Source organism: Romboutsia sp. 1001713B170207_170306_H8 (genome assembly GCF_015550495.1).
In the GTDB taxonomy this organism is placed as follows: domain Bacteria; phylum Bacillota; class Clostridia; order Peptostreptococcales; family Peptostreptococcaceae; genus Romboutsia_E.
Map to the genome: position 1 here is coordinate 280524 of NZ_JADNAX010000001.1, position 16903 is coordinate 297426.

Consider the following 16903-nt stretch of genomic DNA (forward strand, 5'->3'; position numbering starts at 1 on the left):
AGTGAATAAATGAATTTAGAGAAGATGATTGAGATTGGGTTGTTATTTCAGCAATATAAGGAATTATTGACTGAAAAGCAAAGAGAAATTGTATCTTTATATTATGAAGAAGATTATTCTCTGGGGGAAATAAGTGAAAATTTAAATGTATCAAGACAGGGTGTGTATGATACATTAAAGCGTTCAGAAAAAATCCTGAGAGATTATGAGGACAAGCTTAAGTTAGTTTCGAAACTTAAAGAACAGGAAGAATTTGTTAAGCTTGTACAAAATAAAATTGTTGACATTAAACAAGATTTATTGCAAAATAGAGATTGTGCTAATTTAATCCCTAAGCTAGAAAATGTAGAAGATATATGTAGGGAGATGTTAAAATGATATTTGAAGGATTATCAGATAAACTACAAGGTGCACTTAGTAAATTAAAATCAAAAGGTAGACTTACTGAAGATGATGTTAAAAGTGCAATGAGAGAAGTTAAATTAGCTCTTTTAGAAGCAGATGTTAACTTTAAGGTAGTTAAAGATTTTGTTAAAACAGTTCAAGAAAGATGTGTTGGGCAAGAAGTAATGCAAGGATTAAATCCTGCACAACATGTTATAAAAATAGTAAATGAAGAGCTTACAAGTTTAATGGGTGATGTTCAAAGTAAAATAATGATATCACCAAAGCCACCAACAATAATAATGATGGTTGGTCTTCAAGGTGCTGGTAAAACTACTACATCAGGTAAATTAGGTGGATACTTTAAAAAACAGGGTAAAAGACCTTTACTAATAGCAGGCGATATTTATAGACCGGCAGCTATTAAGCAGTTACAAGTTGTAGGTGAAAAATTAGATATACCAGTATTTAATATGGGTGATAAAGAAAGCCCTGTAAATATTGCAAAAGCAGGATTAAGTCATGCAATTAAAAATAATCATGATTTAGTTATAATAGATACAGCTGGTAGACTTCATATTGATGAAGCTTTAATGGATGAATTAAAGTCGATAAAATCGGAAGTTAAGCCACATGAAATACTTTTAGTTGTAGATTCTATGACAGGCCAAGATGCAGTTAATGTATCTGAAAGCTTTAATGAAGCACTTGGAATAGATGGAGTAGTTTTAACTAAACTAGATGGTGATACTAGAGGTGGTGCTGCACTTTCAATAAGAGCAGTAACTAAAAAGCCTATTAAGTTTATAGGTATGGGTGAGAAGTTAGAAGATTTAGAACCTTTCCATCCAGATAGAATGGCATCTAGAATATTAGGTATGGGTGATGTCCTAAGTCTAATAGAAAAAGCACAAGAAAACATAGATTTAGATAAAGCTAAAGAATTAGAGCAAAAGATCAAAAAACAAGAATTTGATTTTGAAGATCTACTACAACAAATGGAACAAATTCAAAATATGGGTCCTCTTGATAAAGTGTTAGGCATGATACCAGGTATGGGGAATATAAAAGACCAGCTTGGTGATGTTGATCTTAATGGAAAAGAAATGAAGAGAAGTAGAGCTATAATACAATCAATGACACTAGAAGAAAGAAGAGATCCATCACTATTAAATGCTTCTAGGAAAAAAAGAATTGCAAAGGGTAGTGGTACGAGTGTACAAGATGTAAACAGAATGATAAAACAATTAAATGAAATGAAAAAAATGATGAAGATGTTTACAGGCTCACAAAAAAGCATGAAGAAAAGGGGCGGTTTTGCCGGACTTCCTTTCTTTAAATAAATAAAAAGACAAAAAATATTCGGAGGTGACTGTAATGGCAGTTAAAATAAGATTAAAAAGAATGGGATCAAACAAAAAACCTTTCTACAGAATAGTAGTTGCGGATTCTAGATCTCCAAGAGATGGAAAATTCATAGAAGAAATAGGATACTATAATCCAGTTTCTCAACCAAAGCAAATAAAAATAAACGATGAGAAAGCTGTAAAGTGGTTATCAAATGGGGCTCAACCAACTGATACTGTTAAAACTTTATTAGTTAACAACGGAGTAATGGAAAAATTCGAAGCTTCTAAGCAAGCAAAGTAATTCATTAAATAATAGTAGAAGCCTATATTAGGAGATGAAATATATGAAAGAGCTAGTGTTAGATATAGCTAAAGCTCTAGTTGATAATCCTGACGAAGTAAAGATTGAAGAAACTATAAAGAAAGATGAAATAGTCTTAACTCTTAGAGTTTCTCAAGATGATATGGGTAAGGTTATCGGTAAGCAGGGCAGAATAGCTAAAGCTATAAGAACTGTCATAAGATCTGCTGCAAATAGAGAAAACAAAAAAGTTTCTCTTGAGATAGTATAGAAGGATTAGGTATATACCTAGTCCTTTTTGCTTATAATACAAAATAAAACGTAATTTTCTCGAAAGCAAGGTGGAAGATATGAGCAAAAAATTAACACATTTTAAAGTTGGTAAAATAGTTAATACTCAAGGTTTAAAGGGTGAAGTAAGAGTTTATCCTTTTACTGATGATATAAATAGATTTGATGATTTAGATACTTTTTATTTAGACAAAGATTTTGATACCAAATGGAATGTAGAAAGAGTTAGATACAAGGGTAATCTTGTAATTATGAAGATAAAAGATGTAGACTCTATAGAAAAGGCAGAAATATTAAGAGATAAATTTATATATGTATCTAGAGAAGATGGAAGAGATCTTGATGAAGAAGAATATTTTATAGCTGATATGATAGGACTTGAGGTATTTACTGTAAACGGAGAAAAGGTAGGAACATTAAAAGATGTTCTTCAATATGCTGCTAATGATGTATATGTTGTTAAAGGTGATGAAAAAGAATATTTAATACCTGCTATAATGAAATTTGTTCCAACTATAGATATGAATGAAAGAAAGATGATAATAGACCCTATTAAGGGAATGTTAGACTAGGTGATAAAATGAGATTTCACATAATGACCCTTTTCCCAGAAATCTTCAATTCTTATATGAATGAAAGCATAATGAAAAGAGCTGTTGAAAAAGGGATAATAGAAGTTTATATATATAATATTAGAGACTTCTCTAACAATAAACACAAAAAAGTAGATGATTATCCTTTTGGTGGAGGAGCAGGGATGCTTATGACACCACAACCTATATATGATACTTATAAGCATATAGTAAATACTCATGATATAAAAGAACCTAGAGTTATTTATTTAACGCCAAAAGGAAAGGTACATAGTCAAGAAATAGCTAATGATATGTCAACTAATGAAGATATAATACTTCTATGCGGTCACTATGAAGGCATAGATCAAAGAGTAATAGATTTAATAGTAACAGATGAGATATCTATAGGAGATTATGTATTAACAGGAGGAGAGCTTCCTGCACTCATATTAATAGATTCTATATCAAGACTTATACCAGGAGTTCTTAGTCAAAATGAATCTTTTGAAGAAGAATCATTTAAAGATAATTTATTAGAATATCCTCATTACACAAGACCAAGAGAATTTATGGGACTTAAGGTTCCAGATGTTTTACTTTCTGGAAATCATAAGAAAATTGAGCAGTGGAGATATGAAGAGTCATTAAAAGTTACAAAGGAAAGAAGACCAGATTTGTACAAAAAGACTTGTAAGAAATAAAAATATATAGTATAATCAATAATGTCGAAAAATACGGGCGTTCCTCTGCTACTTGGTCAGTATTAAGAACGTCTATGATACTAGGAGGAAAAAATGAACGAAATATTAAGATCATTAGAACAAGAACAATTAAGAAACGATGTTCCTAACTTTGGACCTGGGGACACAGTAAAAGTACACGTTAAAATAGTTGAAGGAAAAAGAGAAAGAGTTCAAGTATTTGAAGGTGTTGTATTAAAGAGACAAGGTGCTGGAGCTAGAGAAACTTTCACAGTTAGAAAAATATCTTTCAACGTTGGAGTAGAAAGAACTTTCCCAGTTCACTCTCCAAAATTAGAAAAGATAGAAGTAACTAGAAGAGGTAAGGTAAGAAGAGCTAAATTAACTTACCTAAGAGGTAGAGTTGGTAAAGCTGCTAAGATAAAAGAAGCTAGATAATTAGAGACTTTACTATAAATAAAAGAGTTATTTAGGTGATTTAATCACTTGAATAACTCTTTTTTCATATAAGTATGCAGATTATAAAAACTTAGTAAAGTCAAAATATATATTCATATAATGGAATAGTAAGTTTAAAATATGAAAACCATAGAGATAATAGATAGTATTACAATTATTATCATATAATCAAAGATTATGATATAATGAATAAGTTCGATATAAAAAAATAGTTAAATGAAGGAGTGATATTCATGGCAAGAGGAGACAAAATGAGATCTGATTACGAGGATTATCTTGTAGATGATAATTTACATATAAACTGGTATCCTGGTCATATGAAAAAGACTAAGGATTTAGTTAGAAATAATTTAAAGTTAGTAGATGTAGTTGTAGAGCTTTTAGATGCGAGAATTCCATATAGTAGTAAAAATCCAGATATAGATAAACTTGCAGGAAATAAACCTAGAGTAGTTATCTTAAACAAGAGTGACTTAGCAGACAAAAATAAATTAAATAGATGGATAAATTACTATAAACAACAAGGTATAAAAGCTATACCTGTAGATACTATGAAAGGTTCTGGGCTTAATAAGCTAATTGAAGAGTGTAAAAATGTTACTAAGGATAAAATGGATGCTCTTAAAGAAAAAGGAAGAAAAGAAAGACCGATAAGAATAATGATAGTTGGAGTTCCTAATGTTGGTAAATCCTCTATAATAAATAAATTAACAGGAAGAAAAAGTACAGTGACTGGAGATAAGCCAGGTGTAACAAAGGGTAAACAGTGGGTTAGATTAAAAGGTAACCTAGAACTACTAGATACACCAGGTATACTTTGGCCAAAGTTTGAAGATCAAGAGGTGGCTTTAAATCTAGCATTCAGTAGAGCTATAAAAGATGAAGTTCTTGATGTAGAAACTTTAGCTTTAAAGTTAATAGAAAAACTTATAATTATAGAACCAGAAAAATTAAAAGCTAGATATAAATTAGAAGAACTAGGTGAAACTGGACTTGAAACTATGGATATGATAGGTCGTAAAAGAGGATTTATAACAGGAAGAAAAGAGTTAGATTATACTCGTATAGCATTTACTGTTTTAAATGAATTTAGAGAAGGAAAAATTGGACTAATAAGTTTAGAAGTTCCAGAAGACATAAAATAAATTAAATATAGGTTATATTAAATATAAGTTAAATACCCATAGGTTAATTATATTTAATATAACCTTTTTTATTTAAAAAGTATTATATTTTACAAAAAAATACAAATAAACTAAAATTTCTAATATGATTGACAATTTAGAAAATAAAATATATAATGAATTGAAATTATAAATTTGATATGAAATATTAGGAGGCATTATATGCGAAATATAAAAGATATAATGGTGGTAGGATTTGCATTATTTGCCATGTTCTTTGGAGCAGGTAACTTAATTTTTCCACCATACTTAGGATTAGTATCAGGATCCAGTTGGTTAACTGGATTTGCAGGGTTTGTATTAGCTGATGTAGGATTAGCTTTATTAGCAATGCTTGCAGCTGCAAAATGTAATGGAGAAGTAAGTAAAATTTTATCTAGATCAGGAAAAATATTATCAATAGTTTTAGGTTGTGCTATTATGGTTTGCTTAGGTCCGCTTTTAGCAATACCAAGAACTGCAGCAACTACATTTGAGATGGGAATAGCTCCTTTATTTGGAGGGTTTAATCCAGTTATATTCTCAATAATATTCTTTGTATTAACTTTATTACTTACAATAAAACCTTCAAAAGTTGTTGATATAATAGGATTAGTGTTAACACCTGCATTATTAATAGCATTAGCTGTATTAATAATATCAGGAATAGTTAGTCCATTAGGAGATATAAGTTCAACTTCTATGATTGAAAATGTATTTGTTGAAGGTATAAATCAAGGATATCAAACTATGGATACGTTAGGAGCTGTAGCGTTATCTACAGTTATAATAGCGACTATAGCTAATAAAGGATATAAAGATGAAAAGTTAAAAGTTAAGTTAACTTTACAAGCAGGGATTGTTGCGTCAATAGGATTGTGTTTAGTTTACGGAGGACTTGCATATTTAGGGGCAACAGTATCAAAAATATATGGTGTGGATGTAGTTCAAACATCTTTAATTGTAAATATAACAAGTTCATTACTTGGGCAACCAGGTAAAATAATTCTTGCTTTAATAGTAGGTCTTGCATGTTTAACAACGTCAGTAGGTCTTACATCAGCAACAGGGCAATATTTTACAAAACTTACAAATGGAAAATTAAAGTATGAGTTAGTGGTTATAGTGGTTTGTATATTTAGTGCTATAGTATCTAATTTTGGGGTAAGTACAATAATACAATTCTCAGCGCCAATACTAAGCTTAATATATCCCGCTACAGTAACATTAATAGTACTAACATTATTTGGTGATAAGATTAAGAATAATAATGTATTTAAATTTGCAACTTATACAGCATTAATAGTAAGTTTATTAACCGTTGCCAATGATTTTAATATAAGTATACCATTTGTTTTAAAATTACCTTTTGCATCTTTAGGATTTAACTGGATAGTACCAGTTGTTATAGCTGGTATTGTAGGGAATTTTGTAAGAAGTAAAAAGGCAAAATATAATAAATTAAATAGAGTAGCATAAATAAAAATGTGTCTAAGTATTTAGACACATTTTTTTATTTAAATAAATATATATAAAATGATATGAGTATCTAAATTTATTAAAAAGCTTATAATAAGTTTGAAAAATATACAAATTTTATAATAATTTTATATAATAAAATAATTATGTTAAAATATACATACAACATATATTAAGGAGAAACAGATGAAAAGTAAAAGTGTAAAAGAGATAAAAGAGATAGTTGATAATTTGGAAGTTGATAAATACTTAGAGTATATAGATATATTAAGAAATGATGAAAGAAAATCTGTACAAAACTTAGCTCTTAAATTAGCTAAAAAATTAGATAATATAAGAAAAGAAGAGGAAAGATTAGAAAAAATAAATTTATATGAAAATGAAGGATATGAAAATGGGTATCTTTATATAGGTGGGATAGATGAAGCTGGAAGAGGTCCTTTAGCAGGCCCTGTTGTAGCAGCTGTAGTAGTTTTTAGAAAAGGAACTAAGATAGAAGGTATAAATGATTCTAAGAAACTAAGTGAAGCCAAAAGAGACGAATTATTTGATATTATAAAAAGTGAAGCACTTGATTATGGAATAGGAATTGTTAACAATGAAGAAATTGATGAGTTTAATATATTAAATGCTACTTATATGGCAATGAAAAAGGCCTTAAATTGTTTGAAAAAATCACCAGATTACTTATTAGTTGATGCGGCTACAATACCAGGTATAGATATAAAACAAAATCCGATAATAAAGGGAGACTCTAAATCGATATCAATAGCAGCAGCTAGTATATTAGCAAAAGTTACAAGAGATAGTATTATGTATAAATATGATGAAATGTACCCTGAATATGGTTTTAAAGGGCACAAAGGATATGGAACAAAGGAACATTATGAAGCTATAGAAAAGAATGGAATAACCCCAATACACAGAAAAAGCTTTTTAAAGAATGTGTTATAATATATTAGAAAATGTATTTTAGTAGATTTAAATAATTTGGGGGAATGATGATGGATTATAAAGAAATGTTAAAAAATGCTAGAGAAAATCTAAATGGAAGTTGTAAGGTCTGTAAAGCATGTAACGGAGTGGCTTGTGCTGGTGAAGTACCAGGTATGGGCGGAAAAGGAAGTGGATCTTCTTTTATAGAAAATTTTAAGAGTTTAGAAAATGTAAAAATAAATATGAGAGTGATACATAATGTAACAAACCCAGATACTTCTATTGAATTATTTGGAAAAACTATGACCTCTCCGATATTTGCAGCTCCAATAACTGGAACTACTTTAAACATGGGTGGTAAACTTACTGAAAAGGAATATATAACTCCTGTAGTAGAAGGATGTATAGATAGTGGAGTTTTCGCTATGGTAGGTGATACAGCTGTTGATTCTTTCTTAATGGATAATCTTGAAGTTTTATCTGAAAATAATGGAAATGGGATTGTATTTATAAAACCATGGGAAAATAAAGATATAAAAAGAAAAATAAAATTAGCTGAAGAAGCTGGAGCATTTGCTGTTGGTGTAGATATAGATGCTTGTGGACTAGTTACTTTATCTATGCATGGAAAAACTGTTGTAGCGAAATCATTAGAAGACATAAAAGAATTAAAAGCATCTACAGAACTACCATTTATATTAAAAGGAATTATGACAGAAGAAGATGCTATTATGGCTGTAGAAGCAGGTGTAGATGCTATAGTTATATCTAATCATGGTGGTAGAGTATTAGATTGCACTCCAGGTGTAGCAGAAGTATTACCTAAGATAGCTAAAGCTGTAAAAGGAAAAGTAACTATTTTGGCTGATGGAGGAATTAGAACTGGTGTTGATGTTTTAAAAATGATAGGTCTAGGTGCAGATGCTGTCCTAATAGGAAGACCTTTTGTAACTGCATCTTTTGGTGATGGAAAAGAAGGTGTAATATCTTATATAAGTAAGATAAAAAGTGAATTAGAATCTACTATGATATTAACAGGATGTAAGAATATAAAAGATATTGATTCTAAGGTTATATATAAAGATTAAACTTATATACTATTCATTCTAAGAAACACAACATATGATAATGTATAAGATAAAGACGTCTACATTTATTTAGGGAATGTATGCGTCTTTTTTATATATGTAGAAGTATATAAGTATAATAAGTGTGGAAAATTTAAACGGGAAAATAATATAAGAATTTGATAGAAAGTACGTTATGCACTCTTGATCAAAAAATGGACTATTAGAAATATCAATAGAAAAAGCTAAAGGAATATAGTTTTGAGACATTAAGATATCTGGATGATGGGATATATTAGCTTGCCTAGCAGGTATTGCATATGTAAAATATTAATAGATAATAAAATATGATATCATCTAAATAAAGATAGTAGAAATATTATAATTAAACTTAACAACTAAGCAATTAGGAGGAAAATAAATGAATTGGAAATATACTCAGCCGGTAGAAATTGAATTTGGGAATGGTAAGATTAAAAATCTAAAAACATTGATTAAAGATAGAGGATATAAAAATGGATTATTGGTGAGTAGTAAATTTTTAGTAAAAAATAATACAGCATCAAATATAATAGAAGAATGTGAAGGGTTAATAATAGATATCTTTTCGAATATACAACCAAATCCTACTATTGAAAATGTAGATGAATGTGCAGAACTAATAAAAGATAAGAATATTGAGTTTATAGTAGCATTAGGAGGAGGTAGTGTTATAGATTGTGCGAAAGCATCAGCTACAATATGTTTAACTAATGATTCTATAGCAAAATATCATGGCACAGGAATTGAGGTACCAAAAGAACATATTCCATTATTTGCAATACCGACAACTTCAGGAACAGGATCGGAAGTAACTTGTGTTTCTGTTATAACAGATGAAAAATTAGGTAAAAAGGCTCCTATAGCATCAAATGGATTTTATCCGGAAGTTGCAATAATAGATCCAGAGTTAACATATACTGTTCCATCTAATATAACTGCATCAACAGGAATTGATGTATTAAGTCATGCATTAGAAGGATTTTGGAGTAAAAATCATCAACCAATATGCGATGCATTAGCATTACACGCATGTGAACTTGTATTTGAATACCTACCAAGAGCATGTGAAAATCCTAAGGATTTAATAGCTCGTGAAAAGATGTCTGAGGCATCATTAATAGCTGGATTAGCATTTTCTATACCAAAAACTACATCATCTCATGCTTGTTCATTTCCTTTAACTAATATATACAATATACCTCATGGAGAAGCTTGTGGATTAACTTTAGATTATTTTACAAGAATAAATGGAAAAAATGACAATGGAAGGCTAGATAAATTTGCAACTAAACTTGGATTTAATGATAGTTTTCATATGGCAGATGCAATATATGAACTAAAAAAGAAAATAGGTCTTTTGAGAGATTTAAAGTATCTTAATCTTTTAGATGATCAAATTGATGAACTAGTCAAGAAAAGTAATCATCCTAATTTATACAATAATCCAGTTGAAATTACAGATGATATGCTTTTAGAAATGTATATTAGTTTAAGGTAGTATAAACTATTAATACAAAATAATCCCTATAGAACAAGGTTATTTGTCTATAGGGATTATTTTTATTCAAAAGGATTATTGACAATATGTATTACGTCAGAAGTATTTACTAAAGAAGATGTATTATTATAAGATTCTTCTACTTTATTTTGAGATAAATTTTCCATTGTATTTAAAGTTACTTCATCTTCTATAGGAATTACTTCATAAACTAATTTAGAACCTGATGTATATTTATTAACCCAAGTAGGTATACAAGTAACCTTACTTACATAAGCTTCTTCATCTATGCTATCTTTAGTTATATCTATCGTTACCATTAACCCATCTTCCGTATAAGATGAGCCTAAAAATTCTCTTCTTTGATTACTAATTAAATTTCCTAAAGAGTAAAGAACTAAAGTATCATTATCTCCATCTGAAGATTTTAGTGTATCAACAGGCTGAACAACATGAGGATGGGAACCTATTATTATATCAACACCTTCATCACATAGCATTTGAGCAAGTTTGGATTGAAAATCACTAGGTGTTCTTTGATACTCATTTCCCCAATGTAGTATAACTATTTGCATATCAGTATTTTCTAATTTAGATAAAGTAGAATTGATAGTATTAAAAGCACTTTCTACATCTGTAGAGCTAAATACATTGGCCTTATCTTTGCAATCTTCTGATATTTGTATACCATTTAGATATTTATTTGAGTTTTTTATATCTCCATAGGAATAAGATGTTATTCCTAATTTTATACCATTAACTTCTTTTATAATATAGTCATTATCATCAACGTTACTTCGAGTACCAACTGTATCAAATCCTAAATCTTTTAAAACTTTAAGTGTTCTTTCAAATCCCAATGTACCTTTATCAAAAGTATGATTATTTATTGTTGATATTATATCCAAACCAGTATTTTTTAGAGCATCAGCTAAAGCATCTGGAGTATTAAATGTTGGATAAGAACTATAACCTATACTATCTCCAGCTAATGTTGTTTCTAAGTTAGCAATACTTAAATCAGAGCTTTCTATGTACTCTTTTATATACTTAAAATTGTTATCAAAAGAATATGTATTAGTAGAAGAATCATATTGAGCTTTTAGTTGTGGTGAATGAGCCATAACGTCTCCAACTGCAGTAAGTGTTAAGTTAGTTTGTTCAAATGTACTGGTATTAGATTTTGTATTTGTAGATTGTAAACTTATTTCATTATCTTTACTACTAGAGCATCCTATAAATAAAAATAGACATAATGAAATTGAAATTGTTAGTATAATTAACTTTATCCCCCGATATAAATCAATTTTCCTATTCATCAAAATTATCCCCCTTTTAAAATTTTATCCCCTGATATAAATAGTATATAAAATAAAGAAAATTTCAACAAAAACATAAAATTTGTATACTTATAGTTTCTATTGACAATAATTACAAAAAATTAAAGATAGGAGTAAAATATGAATAATAAAGAAAAAGGTGATTTGGGGGAAAATATAGCATTAACTTATCTTTTAAAAAATGGAGCCCGGGTAATAGAAAAAAATTATAAGATAAAAAGTGGAGAGATAGATATTATAGCGAATATTGATAATGAATTAGTTTTTATAGAAGTTAAGTCAAGGTCTAGCATAAAGTATGGTTATCCGTCGGAGTCTGTTAATATAAAAAAGATTAGAAAGATATCTAATGTAGCAAGGTACTATATTTTTATAAATAAATTATACGATATTCCAATCAGATTTGATGTTATAGAAGTTTACTTTAATGAAAATAAAATTAATCATATAATAAATGCCTTTTAGGAAAGGAAGTAAAATGCTAAGTATAATTAATTCAAGTAATATTATTGGCATAGAAAGTTTTTTAACAAAAGTAGAGGTTGATATAACAAATGGAATACCATGTTTCAATATTGTTGGATTACCAAGCACAGAAATTAGAGAATCAAGAGAAAGAGTAAAATCTGCAATTATAAACAGTGGATATAAGTTTCCTAACTCTAGGATAGTAGTTAATTTATCTCCTGCTGATATGAAAAAAGAAGGTTCATTTTTAGATTTATCTATATGTATAGGCTTACTTAGAAATTGTATAAAAAAGAGTGATGAATACTTAATAGAAAGTATGTTTATAGGAGAGTTGTCATTAGATGGTAATTTACGAAGGGTTAGAGGTATATTGCCGATAATTATAGGAGCGAAAGAGTGCAAAATAAAAAGAGTATTTATACCAGTTGAAAACTTTAGAGAAAGCATATTTGTAGATGGAATAGATATAATACCTATAAAAACGTTAAATGAATGTATAGATTATTTAAATAACAATATGACAATTATTAATAATAAATTAGATTATATAAACAGTGAAGATATTAAGTATGATGAAGATTTTAAAGATGTAAAAGGAAACTACTTTGTAAAAAGAGGAGCTGAAATTGCAGCGGCAGGAAATCATAATTTGCTAATGGTTGGTCCTCCTGGTTCCGGAAAAACTATGATAGCAAAAAGGATAAGGACAATATTACCAGAAATAGATAAAGATGAAATTTTAGAAGTTAGTAAAATTTATAGTGTAGCAGGACTTATAGATAAAGAGATTGGAATTGTAAAAGAAAGACCATTTAGATCACCTCACCATACTTCAACCAAACAATCTTTAATAGGCGGAGGGAATAATCCTAAACCTGGAGAAGTAGTATTATCTCATAGAGGTGTATTATTCTTAGATGAAATAGCTGAATTTGATAGAAGAATACTAGAAACATTAAGACAGCCAATAGAAGATAAATATATAAATATATCTAGAGTAAAATATAGTGTAAGTTATCCATGTAACTTACTTTTAATCGGTGCAATGAACCCATGTCCCTGTGGGTATTATATGTCTGATAAAGAATGTAATTGTAAGCAATATGAAGTTAATAGATATAAAAATAAAATATCGGGTCCATTATTAGATAGATTTGATATGTTTGTAGAAGTTAATCAAGTTTCTTTTGACGATTTAAAAACATGTAAAAAATCAGAATCTTCAAGTGATATAAAAAAGAGAGTTGAGAATGCAAGAAAGATACAATATAAAAGATTTAAAAATGATATTATAAAAACTAATAATGAAATAAAGTCATCAAAAATAGATCAATATTTTGAAATGGATAATGATGCTATTAATGTAATCAGATTAATATTTAATAGATATAAACTAAGCAATAGAAGTTATACAAAATTATTAAAGATGGCTAGGACTATAGCGGATTTAGATGAATCTTTAATTATAAATTCAAGCCATATAAATGAAGCTTTTTCATACAGAAAAGCATACTATACGTATTTTGGATAGAGGTGTAATGTGGAAAGAAGAGATGCATATTTATGGCTAAAATCTATAAGTGGAATAAGTACAAAAACTATAGAAAAAATAAAAGATGAAATTGGAAATGTAGAAAATTTGATGGACTTTTCGGATAAAGAAATATATACTTTAAAAAATATAAATTTAAATATTAAGGAAAATATAGTAAAATATAAAAGCAATTCATATTTAGAAAAAATAAAAGAAATATTATATAGAAGAAATGTTAAGTATATTTGTATAGATGATAATAAATATCCATATGATTTAAAAAATATTTATAATCCACCATTACTAATTTTTTATAAGGGGAATTTAGATATTTTAAATAATAATTTGAATCTAGCTATGGTTGGATCAAGAAAACCTACTAGATATGGTATTAGCTGTGCGAAAAATATAAGTAAACAATTATCAGACTTAGGTATAAATATAATTAGCGGTCTAGCTATAGGAATAGACTCTTATTCTCACATGGGCTGTATTAATGGAAAAGGAAATACTATTGCAGTTTTAGGATCTTCAGTTGATAATCCTTTACCAAAACAAAATATAAATTTAGCCAATAAAATTATAGAAGATGGTGGACTCGTTTTATCTGAGTATAATGTTGATTCTGCTGTAATACCATCAAATTTTTCTAGCAGAAATAGAATTATAAGCGGATTAAGCAAAGGAGTTATTGTAGTTGAGGCGGCACAAAAGAGCGGAGCTTTGATAACCACAGAATTTGCTTTAGAACAAGGTAGAAATGTGTTTGCAGTTCCTGGAAATATTAACTCTGAGATGAGTAGAGGATGTCATAAGATAATTAAAGAAGGTGCTAAATTAGTAGAAGGCTTAGAAGACATAATAAGTGAATATAATATAAGTTGTATTAAAAAAATGAATTTGGTGAAAATTATGATAATATAGGGTTAAGCGAGGAAAGTGTTATCATAATTGACGCTATAAAAAATAATGGTGGCTTGCAAATTGATGAGATTTGTGATTATACTGGTATGGAAATAAAATATGTAAATACAGTTTTAAACGAATTAACATTACGAGACATTGTAATAGAAGGAAATAACAATACATACAGTTTAAATGTATAAATAAGATAGATAGTGGGGGTGTGTGCTTTAAAATGGCAAAAACATTAGTCATCGTGGAATCGCCAGCAAAAGCTAAAACAATAGAGAAATTTTTAGGAAAGAGTCATTATACAGTGAAGGCGTCGGTAGGTCATGTTAGAGATCTACCTAAAAGTAAATTAGGAGTAGATATAGAAAATAACTTTGAACCTCAATATATAAATATAAGAGGTAAGGGCGATGTTATCAAGGAGCTTAAGAAAGAAGCTAAAAAATCAAAACAAGTATATCTTGCGACTGACCCAGATAGAGAAGGAGAAGCTATATCTTGGCACTTAGCTCATATATTAAATATAGAGGAAGATAAAGATTGCAGAATAGAGTTTAATGAAATAACTAAAGATGCTATAAAAAAAGCTATAAAAAATCCTAGAAGTATAAATCTAAATATAGTGGATGCTCAGCAAGCAAGAAGAGTACTTGATAGATTATTAGGATACCAAATAAGTCCAATACTTTGGCAAAAAGTAAGAAAAGGTCTTAGCGCTGGTAGAGTTCAATCCGTAACAACAAAATTAATTTGTGATAGAGAAAAAGATATAAAAGCTTTTATACCAAAGGAGTACTGGACAATAGATATAAATGCAAAAACTCACGATGGTGAAGACATAGTATTTAAATTCTACGGTAAGGCGAATGAAAAGCTTGAACTAGAAAATGAAGAATCTGTAAATAATATTTTAAAAGAAATAGAAAATAAAGATTTAATTGTTGAAAAAATAGAGTCTAAATCAAGAAAAAAGGCTGCTCCTAAGCCTTTTACAACAAGTGTACTTCAACAAGAAGCTGCGAATAAGTTATCATTTACAACTAAAAAAACTATGATGATAGCTCAAGAACTATATGAAGGTATAGATGTAGAGGGAGAAGGTACAGTAGGTCTTATATCATATATTAGAACAGACTCAAAGAGAATATCTGATGAAGCTAAGCAAAAATCTAAAGAATATATTTTAGATGAAATAGGAGATAAGTATTATAAAAATGCCACAGATGAAAAAAAACAAGGAAAAGAAAAGAAAAAGGTTCAAGATGCTCATGAGGCAATTAGACCGACATCTGTTTATAGAACTCCAGAAAGTATAAAGTCTTCATTAAGTAAAGATCAATTTAAATTATACAACTTAATTTGGAGAAGATTTGTGGCTAGTCAAATGGAGGATTCTGTGTTTGATGTTTTAAATGTTGAATGTAAAGTAGGAGATTTTATATTTAAAGCTACAGGGTCAAAAATGAAGTTTGATGGATATACAAAAATTTATAATTTTACAGAAAGAGAAGATAAAATACTTCCTGCTATAAAAGAAAAAGATACATTAAATATAGAAGAGTTTCTTCCAAGTCAACATTTCACTCAACCACCTGCTAGATACACAGAGGCAAGTTTAGTTAAAACCCTAGAAGAATTAGGAATTGGTAGACCGAGTACTTATGCTCCTACAATTGCAACTATACTTAATAGAGGCTATGTTGAAAAACAAGGGACAAGTTTATATCCAACTGATTTAGGTATAATAGTAACAAATATACTTGAAGAAAATTTCCAAAAATTCATAGATGTTGATTTTACAGCTCATATGGAAAATGAACTAGATAACATAGAAGAAGGAAATACAGCGTGGAAATCTGTGGTAGCTGAAGTATACGCACCTTTAAAAGAAGCAATAGAGACAGCTATAGCAAATGTAGAAAAGGTTAATATGGATGAAGAAACAGATGAAATATGTGAACAGTGTGGATCTAATATGGTTATAAAGTATGGAAGATTTGGTAAGTTTATGGCTTGTAAAAATTATCCTGAATGCAAAAATACGAAGCCACTTGTAAATAAAATTGGTGTTAAATGCCCTGAATGTAAGGATGGAGATATAATACTTCGAAAATCTAAAAAAGGTAAAGCCTTTTATGGATGTTCAAACTATCCTGAATGTGACTTTGTATCTTGGAATAAACCAACAGGTGAATTTTGTAAGGAATGTGGATCATATATGATTGAAAAAGTTACAAAATCAGAAACAAAAAATGTGTGCTCTAATAAAGAATGTAAAAAAGTAGAAGAAAAAAGTTAGAAATTTGAACAAGTTGAATGAAAAGTCTAATTATATTTTATATTGAAAAACCTTTCATTTTATGATAAGATTCTTATTGCACAAATTTTGAATTTAAGT

Annotated in this window: 18 protein-coding genes; 17 read left to right on the forward strand and 1 reads right to left on the reverse strand. The window is 28.8% G+C overall.

All coding sequences use genetic code 11. From position 1 onward, the window contains the following. The first annotated feature begins 9 nt into the window (after positions 1-9). The 12 genes from ylxM to I2A66_RS01410 all read left to right on the forward strand — a co-directional run bounded on the left by ylxM (position 10) and on the right by I2A66_RS01410 (position 10245). Positions 10-378 carry a YlxM family DNA-binding protein gene (gene ylxM, locus I2A66_RS01355; RefSeq protein WP_122638254.1) on the forward strand — a complete coding sequence of 123 codons (369 nt, stop codon included), beginning with the start codon at positions 10-12 and terminating at the stop codon, positions 376-378. After that, positions 375-1727, forward strand: coding sequence for a signal recognition particle protein (ffh, locus tag I2A66_RS01360; RefSeq protein ID WP_122638253.1), 1353 nt, complete (start codon positions 375-377; stop codon positions 1725-1727). The genes ylxM and ffh overlap by 4 nt, the downstream gene beginning before the upstream one ends. A 34-nt stretch (positions 1728-1761) precedes the next feature. Beyond that, a complete protein-coding gene (gene rpsP, locus I2A66_RS01365) occupies positions 1762-2034 on the forward strand; it encodes a 30S ribosomal protein S16 (protein ID WP_122638252.1) in 273 nt (90 codons plus the stop codon). A 43-nt stretch (positions 2035-2077) separates the two neighbouring features. Next, entirely contained in the window at positions 2078-2305 is a 228-nt protein-coding gene (locus I2A66_RS01370; RefSeq protein WP_122638251.1) for a KH domain-containing protein, read from the forward strand. A 79-nt stretch (positions 2306-2384) separates the two neighbouring features. Then, on the forward strand, positions 2385-2897 hold the full coding sequence (gene rimM, locus I2A66_RS01375) for a ribosome maturation factor RimM (RefSeq protein WP_122638250.1): 513 nt from the start codon (positions 2385-2387) through the stop codon (positions 2895-2897). An 8-nt stretch (positions 2898-2905) separates the two neighbouring features. Next, the gene (gene trmD / locus I2A66_RS01380; RefSeq protein ID WP_122638249.1) at positions 2906-3601 is read left to right on the forward strand and encodes a tRNA (guanosine(37)-N1)-methyltransferase TrmD; all 696 of its coding nucleotides are present in this window, start codon (positions 2906-2908) and stop codon (positions 3599-3601) included. 93 nt (positions 3602-3694) lie between these two features. Next, positions 3695-4039, forward strand: a complete 345-nt coding sequence (gene rplS / locus I2A66_RS01385; protein ID WP_122638248.1) for a 50S ribosomal protein L19 — start codon at positions 3695-3697, stop codon at positions 4037-4039. Between the two features lie 272 nt (positions 4040-4311). After that, the gene (gene ylqF, locus I2A66_RS01390; protein ID WP_122638519.1) at positions 4312-5205 is read left to right on the forward strand and encodes a ribosome biogenesis GTPase YlqF; all 894 of its coding nucleotides are present in this window, start codon (positions 4312-4314) and stop codon (positions 5203-5205) included. 201 nt (positions 5206-5406) lie between these two features. After that, complete coding sequence (brnQ, locus tag I2A66_RS01395) at positions 5407-6702, forward strand: branched-chain amino acid transport system II carrier protein (protein WP_195250818.1); 1296 nt, start codon at positions 5407-5409, stop codon at positions 6700-6702. 186 nt (positions 6703-6888) lie between these two features. Continuing rightward, positions 6889-7656 carry a ribonuclease HII gene (locus I2A66_RS01400; protein ID WP_147515548.1) on the forward strand — a complete coding sequence of 256 codons (768 nt, stop codon included), beginning with the start codon at positions 6889-6891 and terminating at the stop codon, positions 7654-7656. A gap of 50 nt (positions 7657-7706) precedes the next feature. Further along, positions 7707-8726, forward strand: a complete 1020-nt coding sequence (locus I2A66_RS01405; RefSeq protein WP_122638245.1) for an alpha-hydroxy-acid oxidizing protein — start codon at positions 7707-7709, stop codon at positions 8724-8726. 400 nt (positions 8727-9126) lie between these two features. Next, on the forward strand, positions 9127-10245 hold the full coding sequence (locus I2A66_RS01410) for an iron-containing alcohol dehydrogenase family protein (protein ID WP_122638244.1): 1119 nt from the start codon (positions 9127-9129) through the stop codon (positions 10243-10245). Between the two features lie 62 nt (positions 10246-10307). Here the strand turns inward: I2A66_RS01410 and I2A66_RS01415 are convergent, their stop codons facing one another. Continuing rightward, entirely contained in the window at positions 10308-11564 is a 1257-nt protein-coding gene (locus I2A66_RS01415; protein WP_195250819.1) for a CapA family protein, read from the reverse strand. Between the two features lie 141 nt (positions 11565-11705). On the opposite strand from I2A66_RS01415, the gene I2A66_RS01420 reads away from it, so the two are divergent. From I2A66_RS01420 to topA, 5 genes are read left to right on the forward strand one after another with little or no spacing between them, the layout of a single operon-like run. After that, positions 11706-12050, forward strand: a complete 345-nt coding sequence (locus I2A66_RS01420; RefSeq protein WP_122638242.1) for a YraN family protein — start codon at positions 11706-11708, stop codon at positions 12048-12050. 13 nt (positions 12051-12063) lie between these two features. Continuing rightward, positions 12064-13587 carry a YifB family Mg chelatase-like AAA ATPase gene (locus I2A66_RS01425; RefSeq protein WP_195250820.1) on the forward strand — a complete coding sequence of 508 codons (1524 nt, stop codon included), beginning with the start codon at positions 12064-12066 and terminating at the stop codon, positions 13585-13587. A gap of 9 nt (positions 13588-13596) precedes the next feature. After that, on the forward strand, positions 13597-14514 hold the full coding sequence (dprA, locus tag I2A66_RS01430; protein WP_243113284.1) for a DNA-processing protein DprA: 918 nt from the start codon (positions 13597-13599) through the stop codon (positions 14512-14514). A gap of 53 nt (positions 14515-14567) precedes the next feature. Next, positions 14568-14696, forward strand: coding sequence for a hypothetical protein (locus I2A66_RS17350; protein WP_279309960.1), 129 nt, complete (start codon positions 14568-14570; stop codon positions 14694-14696). Positions 14697-14728: 32 nt separating this feature from the next. After that, entirely contained in the window at positions 14729-16804 is a 2076-nt protein-coding gene (gene topA / locus I2A66_RS01435) for a type I DNA topoisomerase (protein ID WP_147515544.1), read from the forward strand. Positions 16805-16903 lie beyond the last annotated feature (99 nt).